The sequence below is a fragment of the Novosphingobium endophyticum genome, assembly GCF_014640675.1.
Classification (GTDB): Bacteria; Pseudomonadota; Alphaproteobacteria; order Sphingomonadales; family Sphingomonadaceae; genus Novosphingobium; species Novosphingobium endophyticum.
The window spans coordinates 72,901-89,131 of sequence record NZ_BMHK01000008.1; the positions used below are offsets into that span (position 1 = coordinate 72,901).

General features: G+C 63.7%; 13 protein-coding genes and 1 tRNA gene. 9 read left to right on the forward strand and 5 right to left on the reverse strand.

The annotated features are described in order from the left end of the window. Positions 1-58: 58 nt before the first annotated feature. Entirely contained in the window at positions 59-382 is a 324-nt protein-coding gene (locus tag IEX32_RS07965) for a PilZ domain-containing protein (RefSeq protein ID WP_229736243.1), read from the reverse strand. A 266-nt stretch (positions 383-648) separates the two neighbouring features. On the opposite strand from IEX32_RS07965, the gene acs reads away from it, so the two are divergent. Next, entirely contained in the window at positions 649-2,598 is a 1,950-nt protein-coding gene (acs, locus tag IEX32_RS07970; protein ID WP_188770237.1) for an acetate--CoA ligase, read from the forward strand. Between the two features lie 45 nt (positions 2,599-2,643). Here acs and IEX32_RS07975 read toward each other — a convergent pair whose 3' ends face one another. After that, positions 2,644-3,954: a UDP-glucose dehydrogenase family protein gene (locus tag IEX32_RS07975; RefSeq protein WP_188770239.1), complete on the reverse strand. Its 1,311-nt coding sequence runs from the start codon at positions 3,952-3,954 to the stop codon at positions 2,644-2,646. A gap of 315 nt (positions 3,955-4,269) precedes the next feature. Between IEX32_RS07975 and IEX32_RS07980 the strand changes: the two genes are divergently transcribed. Both IEX32_RS07980 and IEX32_RS07985 read left to right on the forward strand, forming a co-directional pair. Next, positions 4,270-4,452, forward strand: coding sequence for a hypothetical protein (locus tag IEX32_RS07980; RefSeq protein WP_188770241.1), 183 nt, complete (start codon positions 4,270-4,272; stop codon positions 4,450-4,452). Continuing rightward, entirely contained in the window at positions 4,449-5,426 is a 978-nt protein-coding gene (locus IEX32_RS07985; RefSeq protein WP_188770243.1) for a polysaccharide deacetylase family protein, read from the forward strand. The genes IEX32_RS07980 and IEX32_RS07985 overlap by 4 nt, the downstream gene beginning before the upstream one ends. A 108-nt stretch (positions 5,427-5,534) precedes the next feature. On the opposite strand, the gene IEX32_RS07990 is transcribed toward IEX32_RS07985, so the two are convergent. The 3 genes from IEX32_RS07990 to IEX32_RS08000 all read right to left on the reverse strand — a co-directional run bounded on the left by IEX32_RS07990 (position 5,535) and on the right by IEX32_RS08000 (position 9,760). Beyond that, positions 5,535-6,623: a phytase gene (locus tag IEX32_RS07990; RefSeq protein WP_188770245.1), complete on the reverse strand. Its 1,089-nt coding sequence runs from the start codon at positions 6,621-6,623 to the stop codon at positions 5,535-5,537. Further along, positions 6,623-9,412: a TonB-dependent receptor gene (locus IEX32_RS07995; RefSeq protein ID WP_188770246.1), complete on the reverse strand. Its 2,790-nt coding sequence runs from the start codon at positions 9,410-9,412 to the stop codon at positions 6,623-6,625. The genes IEX32_RS07990 and IEX32_RS07995 overlap by 1 nt, the downstream gene beginning before the upstream one ends. A gap of 258 nt (positions 9,413-9,670) precedes the next feature. Further along, positions 9,671-9,760 (reverse strand) — tRNA-Ser (locus IEX32_RS08000). A 143-nt stretch (positions 9,761-9,903) separates the two neighbouring features. Between IEX32_RS08000 and IEX32_RS08005 the strand changes: the two genes are divergently transcribed. The 6 genes from IEX32_RS08005 to metG are packed head-to-tail and all read left to right on the forward strand — an operon-like array spanning position 9,904 to position 16,229. Next, positions 9,904-10,938 (forward strand): lytic murein transglycosylase, encoded by a 1,035-nt coding sequence (locus tag IEX32_RS08005; RefSeq protein WP_188770248.1) that lies wholly within the window; start codon positions 9,904-9,906, stop codon positions 10,936-10,938. Then, entirely contained in the window at positions 10,922-11,824 is a 903-nt protein-coding gene (locus tag IEX32_RS08010) for a septal ring lytic transglycosylase RlpA family protein (protein WP_188770250.1), read from the forward strand. The genes IEX32_RS08005 and IEX32_RS08010 overlap by 17 nt, the downstream gene beginning before the upstream one ends. Positions 11,825-11,883: 59 nt before the next feature. Further along, positions 11,884-13,032 (forward strand): D-alanyl-D-alanine carboxypeptidase family protein, encoded by a 1,149-nt coding sequence (locus IEX32_RS08015; RefSeq protein ID WP_229736244.1) that lies wholly within the window; start codon positions 11,884-11,886, stop codon positions 13,030-13,032. Next, positions 13,029-13,667, forward strand: a complete 639-nt coding sequence (gene tmk, locus IEX32_RS08020) for a dTMP kinase (protein ID WP_188770252.1) — start codon at positions 13,029-13,031, stop codon at positions 13,665-13,667. Before IEX32_RS08015 ends, tmk begins: the two co-directional genes overlap by 4 nt. Next, the gene (locus IEX32_RS08025; protein WP_188770255.1) at positions 13,664-14,638 is read left to right on the forward strand and encodes a DNA polymerase III delta subunit-related protein; all 975 of its coding nucleotides are present in this window, start codon (positions 13,664-13,666) and stop codon (positions 14,636-14,638) included. The genes tmk and IEX32_RS08025 overlap by 4 nt, the downstream gene beginning before the upstream one ends. A gap of 31 nt (positions 14,639-14,669) precedes the next feature. Continuing rightward, positions 14,670-16,229: a methionine--tRNA ligase gene (gene metG, locus IEX32_RS08030; RefSeq protein ID WP_188770257.1), complete on the forward strand. Its 1,560-nt coding sequence runs from the start codon at positions 14,670-14,672 to the stop codon at positions 16,227-16,229. Positions 16,230-16,231 lie beyond the last annotated feature (2 nt).

Here is a 16,231-nt window from a genome sequence, read left to right on the forward strand (position 1 = left end):
ACCGGCCCCGGACCGGAAAAGGGGCGCGTTCCTGGGAGCGCGCGCCATTCTTGTAAGGTCAGGCAGGGCCGGACGAGCGAACGATGTGCTCGAAGACCGCGATGTGCAGCGGCGCGGAAAACTTGCAGCCGACGCTATTCTCGCTCTGCCAGACGATTTGTGCGCTCAGGATCTGCATGCCGGGGATTTTGAGGCGCAGCGGCATGTCCGGCCGTGCAGCGGGAAACCATGCGATACGAAATCCGCAGGCAGAAAGGTCCTCCAGTCGTACCTTCTTCCACGGGCGCGTACCCTGGCGCGCATCGCACACGAGCGCGACTCCGGCGCGCGCTGAACGTGAAACGTGCCGCCCGTCGCGGCCCGCGATGCGTTCGTAGAGCAATTGGGGACTCCTGGCTGATCGGAAATCCCTTTGGCTGCCAGCAGGTTACCAACGGGTTATCGTGGACGGGTTTATTGTCTCACGAAATCGACGGACACATCCTTTCCCGCGCTCGTCCCGGATTGTGATTGCCGCAGGATATGCCCCAAAGAGCGTCGGAAATGGGTCGCAAATCTGCGGCCATTGGCTAATGTTCCTGTGAACCCGTCGACTGTGCTGGTGGAACACAGGGTTCGGAAGGCTCCACCGTAGGAGATTCAGAAAACATGGCTGAGACCGTCTACCCCGTCCCCGCTGATTGGGCAGAACATGCATTGATCGACGAAGCGCGATACCGGGAAATGTATCGACGTTCCGTGGAGGACACCGATGGCTTCTGGCGCGAGGAAGCCCGGCGAATCGATTGGATCAAGCCGTTCACCGCCGTGAAGCAGACCAGTTTTCACGAGGCTGACTTCGGCATTTCCTGGTTTGCGGACGGCACGCTAAACCTCTCCGCCAATTGCCTCGACCGTCACCTTGCACAGCGCGGCGATGCGGTGGCAATCCTCTGGGAGCCCGACGATCCGCGCAATCCGGAACGACGCATCACCTATCGCGAATTGCACGAGCAGGTCTGCAAGTTCGCCAACCTGCTCAAGGCCCACGGCGTCAAGCGCGGCGAGCGGGTCACGATCTACCTGCCGATGGTGCCCGAAGCGGCCGTCGCCATGCTGGCCTGCGCGCGGATCGGCGCGATCCACTCGATCGTCTTCGCCGGCTTCTCGCCCGACGCGCTGGCGGGCCGCATCACCGACTGCGACAGCCGCATCGTCCTGACCGCCGACGAGGGGCTGCGCGGCGGCAGGAAGGTTCCGCTCAAGGCCAATGTCGACGAGGCCCTGAAGCAGTGTACCAGCGTCGATACGGTGATCGTGCTCAGGCACACGGGCGCGGACGTGCCGATGGCGCAAGGACGCGACATCGACTGGGCCACCGGCGTCGCGGGCCAAGCCGCCGCGTGCGAGCCGGAGGAAATGAACGCGGAAGATCCGCTGTTCATCCTCTACACGTCCGGCTCGACCGGCAAGCCCAAGGGCGTGCTCCACACGACGGGCGGCTACTCGGTCTGGGTGTCAATGACGCATGAATACGTCTTCGACTACCGCCCCGGCCAGATCTACTGGTGCGCGGCCGATATCGGCTGGGTCACCGGCCATTCCTACGTCGTCTATGGCCCGCTGATGAACGGGGCGACCACCGTGATGTTCGAAGGGGTGCCCAACTTCCCCGATCCGAGCCGCTTCTGGCAGGTGGTGGACAAGTTCGGAGTCGAGATCTTCTACGGCGCTCCCACCGCCCTGCGCGCTCTGATGCGCGAAGGGGACGAATGGGTGAAGAAGACGTCGCGCAAGAGCTTGCGCCTGCTCGGTTCGGTGGGCGAGCCGATCAACCCCGAAGCCTGGGCCTGGTATCATGACGTGGTGGGTGAGGGGCGCTGCCCGATCGTCGACACCTGGTGGCAGACCGAGACCGGCGGCGCCATGATCACGCCGCTTCCGGGCGCGACGGCGCTCAAGCCCGGGGCCGCGTCAAAGCCGATGTTCGGCGTGAAGCCCATGCTGCTCGACAACGACGGCTCGATTCTCGAGGGCGCAACCGACGGCTGCCTCGTCATCGCCGATTCCTGGCCGGGCCAGATGCGCACCGTATGGGGCGACCACGATCGCTTCTTCCAGACCTATTTCAGCACCTTCAAGGGCTACTACTTCACCGGCGACGGATGCCGCCGCGACGAGGACGGCTATTACTGGATCACCGGCCGCATCGACGATGTCATCAACGTCTCGGGCCACCGCATGGGGACCGCTGAGATCGAAAGCGCCCTCGTTGCCCACGCCAAGGTGGCCGAAGCCGCGGTCGTCGGCATGCCCCACGCGATCAAGGGGCAGGGCATCTACGCCTTCGTCACCTGCAATGCCGAGGTCGAACCGGACGACTCGCTGCGCAAGGAACTCGTGCAATGGGTGCGTCAGGAGATCGGCCCGATCGCGACGCCCGATGTGATTCAGTTCGCGCCGGGTCTGCCCAAGACCCGCTCGGGCAAGATCATGCGCCGCATCCTGCGCAAGATCGGCGAAAACGATTTCTCGAATCTGGGCGACACCTCGACGCTGGCCGATCCATCGGTGGTCGACCACCTGATCGCCAACCGGCCGCGGACCGGATCGACCTGAGAACGGCGCGGCAAGAGCGCCTCAATAGCGCTCTTGCCGCGGGCCTCAGCCCCGACCGACCGAAGAGTATTCGAAGCCTGCCGCGCGGACGAAGTCCGGCTTGTAGATGTTGCGCAGGTCCACCAGCACGGGCGCCTTGGCAAGCTGCTTGACGCGCTCCAGATCGAGCGCGCGGAAAGCGTCCCATTCGGTGACGAGAACAACCCCATCGGCGCCTTCGATCGCCGTGTAGGGATCCTTGCACATCTCGACCTCGGGCATCAGGGGCGCGGCCAGTTCCATGCCTTCCGGGTCGTAGGCGGTAACCGCGACCCCCGCGTCCATGAGCGTCTGCGCGATGGCGATCGAGGGGCTGTCGCGCATGTCATCGGTGTTCGGCTTGAACGTCAGGCCCAGCATGGCGACCCGCTTGCCCCGGGCCGCATCCATCCCCCCCAGCGCCTCGATCACCTTGCGCCCCATCGCGCGTTTGCGGCTGTCGTTGACCTTGGCCACGGCCTCGACAATCCGCAGAGGGCTGTCGTAGTCCTCCGCCGTCTTGAGCAGGGCCAGCGTGTCCTTGGGGAAGCACGAACCGCCATAGCCCGGCCCCGCATGAAGGAATTTCGATCCGATGCGGTTGTCGAGACCGATGCCGCGCGCCACGTCCTGGACGTCGCCACCGACCTTCTCACACAAGTCCGCGACTTCGTTGATGAAGGTGATCTTGGTCGCGAGGAAGGCGTTGGCCGCATACTTGGTAATCTCGGCGGAGCGCCGGCTGACGAACAGGAGTGGCGATTCGTTGAGGAACAGCGGCCGATAGACCTCGCGCATGACTTCGCGGCCGAAATCGTCCTCCGCGCCGATGACGATGCGATCCGGCCGCTTGAAATCGCCGATAGCGGCGCCTTCACGCAGGAATTCGGGATTGGAAACCACCGCAATCCGGTATCGCGTGCCGCTCTCGCGAATGATGCGCTCGACTTCGTCGCCCGTGCAGACGGGTACGGTCGACTTGGTGACAACCACGGCATCGTTCGTCAGGTGCTCGCCAACCTCGCGCGCCACGGCATAGACGAACGAAAGGTCCGCGTGACCGTCCCCGCGCCTCGATGGCGTTCCCACGGCGATGAAGACTGCGCTGGCGCCGCCTATTCCTTCGGCCAGATCGGTCGTGAAAGACAGCCGCCCGGCCTTGACGTTGTTCGCCACCAGAGCTTCGAGACCCGGCTCGTATATCGGCATCACGCCGTCGCGCAGCCGATCGATCTTTGACTGATCCTTGTCGATACAGACGACCTCATGCCCGAAATCGGCGAAACAGGCGCCCGAAACCAGGCCCACATAGCCCGAACCAACCATCGCGATCTTCATGCCATTGCCACCATTGTCATACGCTCAAGGACCCGTTGAGCTTCTTCAGGAAATTCGTTCCCTAGGCGAACAGGGCGGCGAATTTCCACTCTTGTTTTTTGCATGTGCGAAAACCCGCGATAAGATGTTGCAAAGCAGCGGCAAACGCTTCGCATCGGCTGGCGCCTGAACGCTGGATCGATCTTGGTCAGGAGGATGACGAAAGAGCAAGGATGCGAACTTCAGGCTCCGGCACCCACTTTGACAGGCGACCATCCTGGCAGGACACCGCAAAGACAACCGGAATTTTACCATTCCCGGTTAGGGAAGGCGGGAATGGCTAGCGAAGTATATTCGATGCAACGCGTGTTCCAGAACGCCGGGAAGGCCGCTTTCGGGGAGGATTTTCCGAAGCAGGCCGGCGAGCCCTTGAATGATCTGGGGCGACATCCGCTTGTGTCTCTGGATGCCTTGGCCCCCCTCGCGGCATCGCTCTCGCCCGGCGGCGTCGCGTCATGACGGCCGTGTATATCACCATCGACACGGAATACGCCGCTGGCTTCGCCGCGCGTGGCGTCCTCAGCGCAGCGGACCGACGCGAGAACTTTCGCTTGTCGATCGAGGGGCGGACGGACAGCGGGTGCGCGGGCATCGGCTATCAAATGGATGTCTTTGAACGTCACGGCCTCAAGGCAGTCTTTTTCGTCGATCCGATGCCGGCGCTCGTTTGGGGCATTGAGGCAATTACGGATGTCGTCGGGCCCATCATCGACCGTGGGCATGATGTGCAGTTGCATGCCCATAGCGAATGGCTGGCCCTTTCCGGCTCGCAAAACCCGTTAGGCGGTCGAACTGGCCAGAATATGGCCGATTTCACATTTGAGGAGCAATGTGAGATTCTTGCCTATGCCAGTCAGGCGCTGGTCGCGGCGGGGGCCCAAAAACCGGTTGCGTTCAGGGCGGGCAATTACGGAGCGAACGACGACACGCTACGCGCTCTTGCAGAGATTGGCATTGCGTACGATTCCAGCCACTGTCCGGGTATCGCGAACTCAGCCTGTCGCATTTCGCTCGGCCCAGAAGATCGCCTGCCGCTCAGACATTGCGGGGTAACGGAGGTGCCGGTGGGATGCATTGCCGGAGCCGTCAATGGCCTGCGGCATTTTCAACTGACCGCGCTGACAGACCGCGAGATGGTCGCCGCCTTGCGACACGCCCGCGACGAGAAACAGCCCAGCATCACGCTTGTCTCTCACAGCTTTGAGCTGCTCAGTCGCGACAGGCGTAGTGTGAACCACATTGTCAAAAGACGCTTTGAAAGGTTCTGTGCAGCCTTGTCGGGGCTTGAGGGGGTGGGTCACGCGACGTACCGGAGCGCGCCCCCGACGCCATTCGCCGGCAAGGTTGCCGAGCCCTTGCCGCCCAGCATGCTGCGAACCGGGCTACGTTATGCCGAACAGGCCATTGCCAATGTCGTGTATGGTGCCAGGTAGGGTGGGGATCAGTATGGACGTCCTTACACTTGCGCAACGCTCCCGAATCCCTCGCCGAGGCGGCCTTGTGGTGGGACCCTCAAGCAGCCCGCGACGCGGGGTCCGCTCTCAGTCAAGACCGAGGGCCGTACGGATCGCGTGCCAGGACAGCAGCTTGAAGTTTTGCGCGTCGGGTGCGTTGTCTCCGTCCTGCGCGGCGAACAGGCCCTCGGGAAAGGCCGGCCCGAAATCGCCGAGCGCAATTTCGATGCCATCGGTGTCGCTGGTGCCGTCGATCGCGCCGCCCCGGATGCGAAATCGGCCGGCGAGCCGCGCGGTCTGGAGATCGAAGAGCGCATAGGCATTGTCGCCCTGGCTCGAAGCGACCAGCCAGCCCTTGCCATCCGCCCCGCGCGCGACGGCGAGGCCTTCCACGTCATCGACGAGACCATCCTCGTCCCTCACACGGGCAAAAGCCTCCGCCCCGAGCGTCTCGCGATCGAGCGGTACTTTCCAGATGCCGATGTCCTCTTCGGCGACATAGAGCGTGCGGGCGGCGTCATCGACCACGCAGCCTTCCGACTGCGTTGCGAGCTTCACGTCGCGCAGATGCATGGCCGCGACGCTGCCGCCCTGTTCGACAAGCGCGCCCTCGGCGACTGTGCCGTCCTTGAGCACGACGTAAGCGCGCGCCAGTTCGCCGGCCCTGAGCGGACCGCCCATGCAGAAGCCGTAGGCCTCGGCCGGGGCATGGCCGGGCGGCAGGAAGGTGACCGCGCCGAGGCTGGAGAGCTTGCCGCTCGCGCCGCCGAGCATGAAGAGCGCGATGCGCGGCACGGCTCGGTCGGTGCGGTCGCTGGCCGCGACGAGGATGCGGCGCGAGCCATCGGCCATCGTGACTTCGCGCAAACCGACATTGTTGAGCGCGCCTGCTGCGACGAAATCGCGCACCTTGCCATCGAGGCCGTAGACGTAGAGCCCCGCCTTCTTGTCTGTGCCGACGATCAGGCTCGCGCCGGGATCGGCCGCATTGCGCCAGATCGCCGGATCGTCCGCCGCGTCGTCGTTGGCGGTGCCGACGGGGACGGTCTCGGCCATGGCCGGGACATCGACCGCCGGGAGGTAAGCCTTGGACGCCGAGGTGGTGGCGCAGGCCGAAAGCAGGATGGCGGGGAGCAGTGCTCCCGGCCCGTATTGCGTTATGTTGCGACCCTTCATCAGAAGGTCAGCCTTGCGCCGAACTTGAAGGTCGGGCCGTATTTCTCGAACTGCAAGAGGCGCTGGGCGCCCGCGAAATTCTGGTAGGCGAAGTACTTGGCATTGTTGATGTTGATCACGTCCACCGTGAAGCGCAGGAAGTCGCTCACCTTGTACTTGCCCGAGAAGTCGAGCTGGAAGTGGTTGTCCACCCAGCGATCCTCGTCCGCGCCATCGCCAATCTCGTCGAGATACCGGTCGCGATACGTACCCGCCAAACGCAGGTCGATTGGACCCTTCTCGTAGCCGAGCACGGCATTGAAAGTGTTCTTCGACGAGCTCGGCAACGAGATCGTGCGGCCGTCCGCCAGCGTGCCCTTCGAGTATGTGTAGGTATAGTTGAGCTGGGTCAGGAGCCCATCCAAGGGCGCAGGCAGCATCGAATAGACTTGGCTGTAGCTCGCCTCGACGCCGACGATCTCGGCGCTGTCGCCGTTGATCGTGGTCCTTAACTCGTCGTACGTGGTTTCCTGGAAAGTGAAGTCGTCGAAAGTCTGGGTGACGGCATAGTTCCTGATGGACTTGTAGAAGCCGCCGACCGAGACCGCTCCGTTGCTGGAGAAATAGTACTCAAAGCCGATATCGGCGTTCCAGGCCTCGTAGGGCTTGAGATCGGGGTTTCCGAATACGGCCTCGTTGTCCTCGTTGACGGCATTGCGCGGCGCCATGTCTGACAGCTTGGGACGCACCAGGCTTTTGTAGCCGGCGGCGCGGAAAACGAGATCGTCTTGCGGAGCCAGGCGCAAGGTCAGGCTCGGCAGCCAGTCGGTGTAGCTGCGCTTGAACCGGACCGGCTCGATCAGCGGCGAAGCGAAGTCGTCATCGTCGCGCTCGGTGAGGACATTGCCGTTGAGGACGTTCTTCGTGCGCTCCATGCGCACGCCTCCGATCACGCGCAGCGCGGCCGAATCCCAGCGCCCGAGCAGATAGGCCGCAGTGATATCTTCCCTGATTGCGTAGTCGTCGGCGGCGGAATCGTTCGCGGTGTCATAGGCTTCGAGCTCGAAGTTGCCTTCGTTCGCCAGGTAGAAGTCCCTGGGACCGGTCTTGCTCGCAACGGGGCCGAGGCTGATGCCCCTGAGGCGATAGGTTTGCTCGCCCAGCACGTCGGCCAGGGTGAAGTCGCCGTCGTAGTCCTTGAAGACCGATACGTTGAAATCGTAGGACTTCTTGCGCCAGCGCTGCTTGGCGCCCGCCTGGATGGTGAAATCGCCGTTGCCCATCGCGAAAGTGCGGGCGAGGTCGGCCTTGACCGCGTATTCACGGTCCCGGCTGTCCGAAAGCGTCGTCACCTCGAGCTTGTCGAACGTGTAGTTCGTCGCGTCATTGACGTCATCCGCGCCGCTCGAGAGCGAATAGAGCGGTGCGCGCGGGTCGGAGTAGTCCCAGTCGATGACGACACCGTCGCCTTCGAAATCATGGGCGAAGCGCAGCGGGTCGAGCGAGAAATTCTCGCGCTCGGTCGACTTGGCGTAGCTGGCGTGCCAGTTGAACTTCCAGGTGCCGGTATCGGTGTCGCTGCCGATCGAAACCGTGCGGATTCGCTGGCGCTCGACGCGGTCCTTGAGATCGCGCTCGATGGTGAAGCCGCCTTCATCGTTGGCATCGAGCGCATCGGAAATCCGCGCGCTCGCGCCATTCCCGCTGATGTCGGTCGAATCGCCGAAGTCGAAAGTGGTGCGGCGACGGTATTCGTGATCGCCGAACTGGCTCCAGTTGCCGCGCACAAAGGCCGCGGTCGTATCGGAGACCCGCCAATCGAAGTTGAGCGTGGCGTTCAGGCGCTCCCGCGCGACATCATAGTCGCGATATTCGACGGCCTCGGCGTAGGCGACGTCGTCTGCGCTGTCCCAGCCACCGGTTTCGATGTTGTCGGTTTCGAAACTGCGCTTGTAGTAGCTGATCCCGCCCGAGATACCGAAATCGTCGCCGAGGCGCTTCGAGAAATCAAAGCTGCCCTTCGGCGTGACGTCACCCGAATAGTCGTTGTAGCTGCCCTCCACGCGCGCAGCGTAGTAGTCCTTTTTGCGGTCAAAGGCGCTGGTGGTCTTGATCTCGACCGAAGCGCCGATGGTGTCGGCGTCCATGTCGGGGGTGAGCGACTTTTTCACCTCGATCGATTCGATCGTGTCCGAGGAGATGACGTCGAGCGCGACCGAGCGCACATCCGACTCCGGCGCGGGAACGCGTACACCGTTCAGTGACGTGGCGTTCAGCTCCGGATCGAGGCCGCGGACGGAGACGAAGCGGCCCTCGCCCTGGTCGTTGAGGATGTTGACGCCGGGCAGACGGCGCAGCGATTCCGCGACGTTCTGGTCGGGGAACTGACCGATCGCGTCGCGGGTCAGGACCGATATAACCCCGTCCGCCGCCTTCTGGCGCGACAGTGCGCTACTGAGATTGGCCGCCTGGCCGATGACCAGGATGTCGCCGCCGCCGATGCCCGCAAGGTCGAAATCACCCGCGGCGCGGCCCGCCGACGGCACCGTCACGGCCTTGCGCTCCACCTCGGCGCCCACATAGCTGACTTCGAGCGTATAGGTGCCGGCCGGCACATCCGCGAAGATATAGCTGCCGCTGCGGTCGGTGCGGGCCGAACGGTCGAGTTCCAGTATCCTGACGCTAACCGCCTGGAGGGACCGGGTGCCCGTCGCATCGTGAATGCTGCCCGAGATTTCTCCCGCATGGGCGATGGTGGCGGAAGATGCCGTGGCAAGCAGTCCCGCAAGAACGCGGATCGAAGATCTCATCGTGGATACCCCCTGGTAACGTCTGTTTCGGGAGCGCCCACTAAGGCTGGTTAATGACACCGCCGTGCCATAGCCAAGACAGTTTGGTGACAGCCGCGATATGCAATGACCCGAACGGAGAGGATGCCCGCGATCAATGATGACAACCGGCTCCGCAGCGAATCCTTCGGCTGGACGAGAGCCTGACCGCCTAAGCGTCGGTTTTTATGGGAAAACGTCAATCTGGCGGCAGCTTGAGAACCCCCGCGGAAGGGTACTTGGCGGACAGGGTGGGATTCGAACCCACGGTGAGCTTGCACCCACGGCGGTTTTCAAGACCGCTGCCTTAAACCACTCGGCCACCTGTCCGCTGGTTTTCGCGCATAGAGCAAAGTCCGGGCCTTGCAAGACCCTGCTTGTCGCCGAGAAGAAATCCATTTGTGGCGGCCGTCCACGGGAGGTTGCGCGAGGGCCATTTGCAAGGTCGGAACTTTGTGCGAGACTTGGCAGCGATGAAGCCTGCATCGAAATCCCCTTCGCTCAAATGTTTATTCCTGGTAGCCGCACTGGCGGTCTGGCCGCTTCCGGCCGCGCTGGCGCAGCCTCAGGGTGAAAGCTTTTCGGGCTATCTGCAGACCGTCGCGGCCAAGGCCCGGCGCGAAGGGATCAGCGAGACGGCGATCACGCGCACCCTGAGCGGCCTCACGCCCAACCAGCGCGTGATCGAACTCGACTCCGCCCAGCCCGGAAGCCAAGGGGGACCGCCTCCGATGGCGCCCTATATCGCAAGGCACGTCGGCCCCAGCATCGTCTCACGCGGACGCGGGCGACATGCCGAGCTTTCCGGCGTCATCCGCAAAGTGGAAGCGCGCTACGGCGTTCCCGGGCCGGTGCTGCTCGCGATCTGGGGGCACGAGACGAACTACGGCAGCTATGTCGGAGACTTCGACCTTGCCCGTTCGCTGGCAACGCTCGCCTGGGAAGGGCGCCGAAGGGACCTGTTCGAGGGTGAATTGATCGCGCTCCTCAAGATGGTCGATCGGGGCGTTCCGAGCTACAAACTCAAGGGAAGCTGGGCGGGCGCCTTCGGCTATCCGCAGTTCCTGCCGAGCGTCTATCTTCGTCTTGCGGTGGACGGAGACGGGGATGGGCACGCCGACATCTTTTCCAGTCCGTCTGATACTCTTGCCTCCATCGCCAATTATTTTCGCGACGCGGGCTGGCGCCAAGGACAGCCCTGGGGCGTGCGCGCCTCGGTTCCTTCGGGGTTCAACGTCGGCGCCTATTCCACCCGGTTGACCGCTCCGCGGTGCGAGCGCGTTCACGAACGCCACTCGCGGTGGAAGTCCGTTTCCGAATGGCGGGCGCTGGGGGTGGCTCCGATGGCTCCCATCGGCGGCGACGTGCTCGCTTCGCTATTCCAGCCCGATGGTCCCGGCACGCCTGCTTACCTGTTAACCGGGAATTATCGGGTCATCCTCCAGTACAACTGCTCGAACTACTACGCGTTGTCCGTGGGGTTGCTTGCAGATGAGATTGCCCGTTAATCAATACCTGCCGCTTGCGGCGCTGATCGTTCTTGCCGGGTGTGCCGGTGGAGGGCAAGCCGGGGCGGCGCTGCAACTCGCCCAGCCACAAAACGGACCGGCGGCCGACTACCCGGTGGTGGTGGGCGATGCCTTTACCATCGGCGACAGGACCTGGACGCCTTCGGACCAGCTCAACTACGACGCGGTCGGCCATGCTTCGGTCGGAACCGACGATCACGCAGGGATCACGGCCGCCAACAAGACACTGCCCCTGCCGAGCTACGCCGAAGTGACTTCGCTCGATACCGGGCGGACCATTCTGGTGCGGGTCGAGCGGCGAGGGCCGATGGTCAACGACACGCTGATCGAGCTTTCGAAAGATGCCGCGCGGCACCTCGGCATGGCGGCGGGCTCGCGGCTTGCGGTCCGTCTGCGCCGCACGAACCCGCCGGAGCAGGAGCGGGCCATGCTGCGCGGCGGCGAACCCGCACCCGACCGCATGGAAACGCCGGAACCGCTCCTGAAAGTCCTGCGCCGCAAGCTGGCCGAGCAGTCCCCCCTTGTGGCGCCGACATCGAAACCGCCTGCCGCGCCGCAGGAAACGCCTTCTCCCTCGCCGTCAATGCTGGAGCCCCAGAAACTACCCGCGCCGCCAACGGCTTCCGCAAAACCGCCTGAGGCGGAGCACGTGCCGAAGGATTCCCTCATCGTCCAGGTTGCGGCATTCTCCACTGAAGCGAGTGCGACCAAGGTCGCCAAGCCACTAGGCGGCTTTGTCAGCAAACCGGACAAATACTGGCTCGTTCGCCTCGGGCCCTTCGCGAACGGTGCACAAGCCGCACCGGCGCTGGAGAAGGCCCGGGCAGCGGGTTATAGGGACGCACGAATCCAGCGCGCGGACTGACCTGACGGCCGATTCCGCGCGCTCGGGGCGCCACGAGGGCGCGCGGGAGAGTCCGGGTCTTGAAATCGTTTCTGAAGTTTATCCTGATCTGCATGCTCGGCGCAGGTTCTGCCAGTGCCGTAACGCCCGCACCGCCTCCCGAACTCGCACCGATACCGGTAAGCCTGCTTGTCGATCTGGGATCGGGACAGGTTCTCGTGGAACGCCGGCCCGACGTGCCCTTCCTGCCGGCCTCGGTGACCAAGGTGATGACCGCATTCGTGGCGTTCGAGGAAATCGACGCGGGGCGCCTGCCTCTCGATCGTCGGTTCACGGTCAAGCCGGAAACGAGCCGGGAATGGTTCGCCAAGGGCACATCGATGTATCTCACGCCGAAGGACAGCCCCACCACCAAGGAACTGCTTCACGGCATCATGACCGCATCCGCGAACGATGCCTCAATCGTGCTGGCGGAGGGCTATGCCGGCAGCGTCGCGAACTGGACCGCGAAGATGAACGAGGCGGCAAGAAGCCTGGGCATGACCCGCAGCCGCTACAGCACGCCCAACGGCTGGATGGACGAAGGGCACACTTATGTCACCGCCAGCGATCTGGTGAAGCTGGCAGATGCCATGATTACCCGGCACGGCGCGCTCTACCGCGAATTCTCGGGGAGAAAGCGCTACTTCTGGCGCGATGTTTCGATGCGCAGCCACGATCCCACAGTGGGCGTCGTACCCGGCGCGGATGGCATCAAGACTGGGTATACCCGGGAGGCCGGCTACAACTTCCTCGGGAGCGCACAGCGCGAAGGACGGCGCCTGGTCATGGTCCTGGCCGGATCGCCCACTCCGAAAATCCGCGACGCCGCCGCGCGCAGCCTGCTCGAATGGGGGTTTTCGCAGTGGCGCGCGCGGCACCTGTTCGACAAAGGGCAGCCGGTGATCGAGGCAAAGGTGCAAGGGGGTGACGTCCGTACGGTCCCGCTCGTTGCCGACCGCGAATTGCATGCGAGCGTCCCCGTCGCAGGCAACCAGCCGGTCTCCCTTTCGGTCCGTTACAGCGGCCCGCTGGTCGCGCCGCTGCGCAAGGGAGAACAGGTCGGAGAACTGGAGATCAGGGTGGGGGATCTGGCACCCGGCAAGGTCCCGCTCTACGTCGGCCGCGATGTGGAAGAGGCAGGTCCGCTGGACAGACTGCTGAACGGGATTATCAACATCTTCTCATGACACCGGGACGATTCATCGCGCTCGAAGGCGGAGAGGGGGCTGGCAAGTCCACCCAGGCGCGCCTCCTCGCCGATGCCCTGCGCGCGCGCGGTCTTGAAGTCGTGACTACTCGCGAGCCGGGTGGGACGCCGGGCGCCGAGGCGATTCGCGCACTGCTGCTCCACGGTGAAGGCGAAGGCTGGAACCCGCGGGCGGAAGCATTGCTCTTCGCCGCCGCGCGCTCGGACCACGTCGAGAAGCTGATCCGGCCGGCACTGACACGCGGCGCGTGGATCGTCTGCGACCGCTTCCTCGATTCGAGCCGGGCCTATCAGGGAGGCGGGGGCGGACTGTCCGACGAGGATATCCGCGAACTGCACCGTATCGGCAGCACGGGGCTTCTGCCCGATCTCACGATTCTGCTGGAAGTCTCACCGATAGTCGCCGCCGAGCGGGTTTCCCGGCGCGATCCCGAAGGCACCGACCGGATCGGCAGCCGCGATGCGGCCTACCATGCCCGCGTCGCGGCCGCATTCGTGCGCTATGCCGACGAGGAGCCCGGGCGGTTCGTCCGCATCAATGGCGATGGCAGGCTGGAAGAGACGCAGGCCCGCGTGTTCGAGGCGATTGGCCGGCTGCTGCCGGATGTGCCATGAAGGCCGGCAAGCCCTTCATCGGCCAGGAGGCGGCATGGGACGAATGGCTCGCCGCCGTGGCGTCGGAACGGATGCACCACGCGTGGCTGCTTTCCGGTGCCAAGGGGCTGGGCAAGCGCGCCTTCGCCCGCGCGGCGGCAGGCGAACTGGTGCGCGAGCCGGGCGCCAGGCTGCCTGACGCGGATGCTCATCCGGACATCCACGTGCTCGAGCATCTTCCGGCCAATGACGACGAGGCGAAGAAGAAGGCGGAAGGCAAGCCGTTCCAGACCAAACGCAACATCACGATCGAACAAATCCGCCAGATGCAACAGCGGCTGACGACGCGTCCCACGCTCGGCGCTCGCCGCGCCATCATCATCGATCCGGCCGACGATCTTGAGAAGAGCGCTGTCAACGCCCTGCTCAAGAGCCTCGAGGAGCCTCCCTCGGGCACGTATTTCCTACTCGTGGCGCACCAGCCCGGTCGGCTTCTGCCGACTATTCGTTCCCGCTGCCGCATCCTGCGTTTTGCGCCGCTGAATCCGGATGAAATCGACGCCGTGATCCGGCGTGATCTTCCGCAGGCCGATACCGGGGCACGGCAGGCCGCCATCGCCGCCTCGAACGGCTCACCCGGCGTCGCCCTCAGTTTTGTCGAACAGGAACTCGGGACGATCCACCAACTGATGCTGCGGATCCTGCGCGAGGGTGACGCGGACTTTCACCTTCGTGGCGCCCTGGCCGAGGAGATGGGCGTCCGTCCGGGCCGCGAACGACAGCTCGCCGCACTGGAACTGGCCCGTACGGTGCTCGCCCACGAATTGCCCGACGCGCCGCGTGCGCGTCAGCTGCGGATTATCGAGGCTCACGGCGCGCTGACGAAGTTGTCCACGCAGGCACCGACCTACAATTTCGACGCCGGGCTTCTGATAATGGAAATTGGCGGGTTGCTGGCCTCGGCCGCGATGCCTAGAGAAGCGGCACGCTGACAACACCTGAAGAGAAAGCCGCGAAGCCCGCATGGCCGAGCCTTATTACATCACCACCGCCATCAGCTATCCCAACGGCAGGCCGCATATCGGCCATGCCTACGAAGCGATCGCCGCCGATATCATCGCCCGCCACCGCAAAGCGGAAGGGTACGATGTCCGCTTCCAGACTGGAACCGACGAGCATGGCCTGAAGATGGCCCAAAAGGCGCGCGACCTGGGCATGACGCCGGCTGACCTCGCGTCTGAAATGTCGCAGTATTTCATTGACATGTGCGATACTCTCAATGTCGGTTACGATGTTTTCCTGCGCACCACCGAACCGCGCCATCACGCGGCCTCACAGGAATTGTGGCGGCGCATGGAAGCCAATGGCGATCTCTACCTGGACCGCTACGAGGGCTGGTACTCGGTTCGCGACGAAGCCTACTACGACGAAAGCGAACTGATCGCGGGCGAGGGCGGGGAAAAACTCTCTCCGCAGGGCACGCCGGTGGAGTGGACAGTCGAGGAATCCTGGTTCTTCCGCCTGTCGAAGTATCAGGACAAGCTGCTCGAACTCTACGGTTCCGGTGATTTCATCCGTCCTGAAAGCCGCAGGAACGAAATTTCCCGCTTCGTCGAAGGCGGTCTGCGCGATCTTTCGGTGTCGCGCACCAGCTTCGATTGGGGCGTTAAGGTACCCGGCAGCGAGAACCATGTGATGTACGTCTGGGTCGACGCCCTGACCAATTACCTCACCGGCCTCGGTTTTCCCGACGAAAGCGGCGACTATGCGAAATACTGGCCGGCCGACCTGCACCTGATCGGGAAGGACATCGTGCGCTTCCACACGGTGTACTGGCCCGCCTTCCTGATGAGCGCCGGGCTGCCGTTGCCCAAACAGGTCTTCGGCCACGGTTTCCTGCTCAACAGGGGTCAGAAGGAGTCAAAATCGCTCGGTAACGTCACGGACCCGATCGGCCTTGCCGAGAGGTTCGGGGTCGATGCCCTGCGCTATTTTCTCATGCGCGAGGTCGCCTTCGGACAGGACGGTTCCTATTCGCCGGAGGCCATCGTCACGCGCTGCAATGCCGAGCTCGCCAACAGCTTCGGCAATCTGGCGCAGCGAAGTTTATCCATGATTTTCAAGAATATGGACGGCAATCTTAAGTCCGGACTTCCCGAAATGGAAGCGGACACGACACTGTTCGCGGCGGTTTCAGAAGGAATCGCCAGCTTGCGCGAAGCTTTCATGAATCTCGCCTTCAGCGATGGCCTTGAAAGCTGGATGCGCGCCGTCTTCGCCTGCAATCAGTACGTGGACGAGCAAGCGCCCTGGGCGCTGCGCAAGACCGATCCGGAGCGCATGGAGGCCGTTCTTATGGTCCTTTTCCATGCTGTGCGAGATCTTGCCATCGCGGTGCGGCCGGTCGTTCCGGGCGCTATCGACAAGCTGCTCGACCAGATGGGGCAAAGCGCGGATTCTCGCGGATACACCGCTCTGGAAGTGACGGACTGGTTCGAAGCGCTGGTCGCATCCGGCTTCAAGGTCGACAAGCCGCAGGGTGTGTTTCCGCGCCTTGAACTCCCGGAGGAAGCGCCGGCCTGATG

Excerpts from the sequence above, each read along its gene's own strand:
- acs (WP_188770237.1), top strand. The coding sequence starts at position 649 with ATGGCTGAGACCGTCTACCCCGTCCCCGCTGATTGGGCAGAACATGCA.
- IEX32_RS07975 (WP_188770239.1), bottom strand. The coding sequence starts at position 3,954 with ATGAAGATCGCGATGGTTGGTTCGGGCTATGTGGGCCTGGTTTCGGGC.
- IEX32_RS07980 (WP_188770241.1), top strand. The coding sequence starts at position 4,270 with ATGGCTAGCGAAGTATATTCGATGCAACGCGTGTTCCAGAACGCCGGG.
- IEX32_RS07985 (WP_188770243.1), top strand. The coding sequence starts at position 4,449 with ATGACGGCCGTGTATATCACCATCGACACGGAATACGCCGCTGGCTTC.
- IEX32_RS07990 (WP_188770245.1), bottom strand. The coding sequence starts at position 6,623 with ATGAAGGGTCGCAACATAACGCAATACGGGCCGGGAGCACTGCTCCCC.
- IEX32_RS07995 (WP_188770246.1), bottom strand. The coding sequence starts at position 9,412 with ATGAGATCTTCGATCCGCGTTCTTGCGGGACTGCTTGCCACGGCATCT.
- IEX32_RS08005 (WP_188770248.1), top strand. The coding sequence starts at position 9,904 with ATGAAGCCTGCATCGAAATCCCCTTCGCTCAAATGTTTATTCCTGGTA.
- IEX32_RS08010 (WP_188770250.1), top strand. The coding sequence starts at position 10,922 with ATGAGATTGCCCGTTAATCAATACCTGCCGCTTGCGGCGCTGATCGTT.
- tmk (WP_188770252.1), top strand. The coding sequence starts at position 13,029 with ATGACACCGGGACGATTCATCGCGCTCGAAGGCGGAGAGGGGGCTGGC.
- IEX32_RS08025 (WP_188770255.1), top strand. The coding sequence starts at position 13,664 with ATGAAGGCCGGCAAGCCCTTCATCGGCCAGGAGGCGGCATGGGACGAA.
- metG (WP_188770257.1), top strand. The coding sequence starts at position 14,670 with ATGGCCGAGCCTTATTACATCACCACCGCCATCAGCTATCCCAACGGC.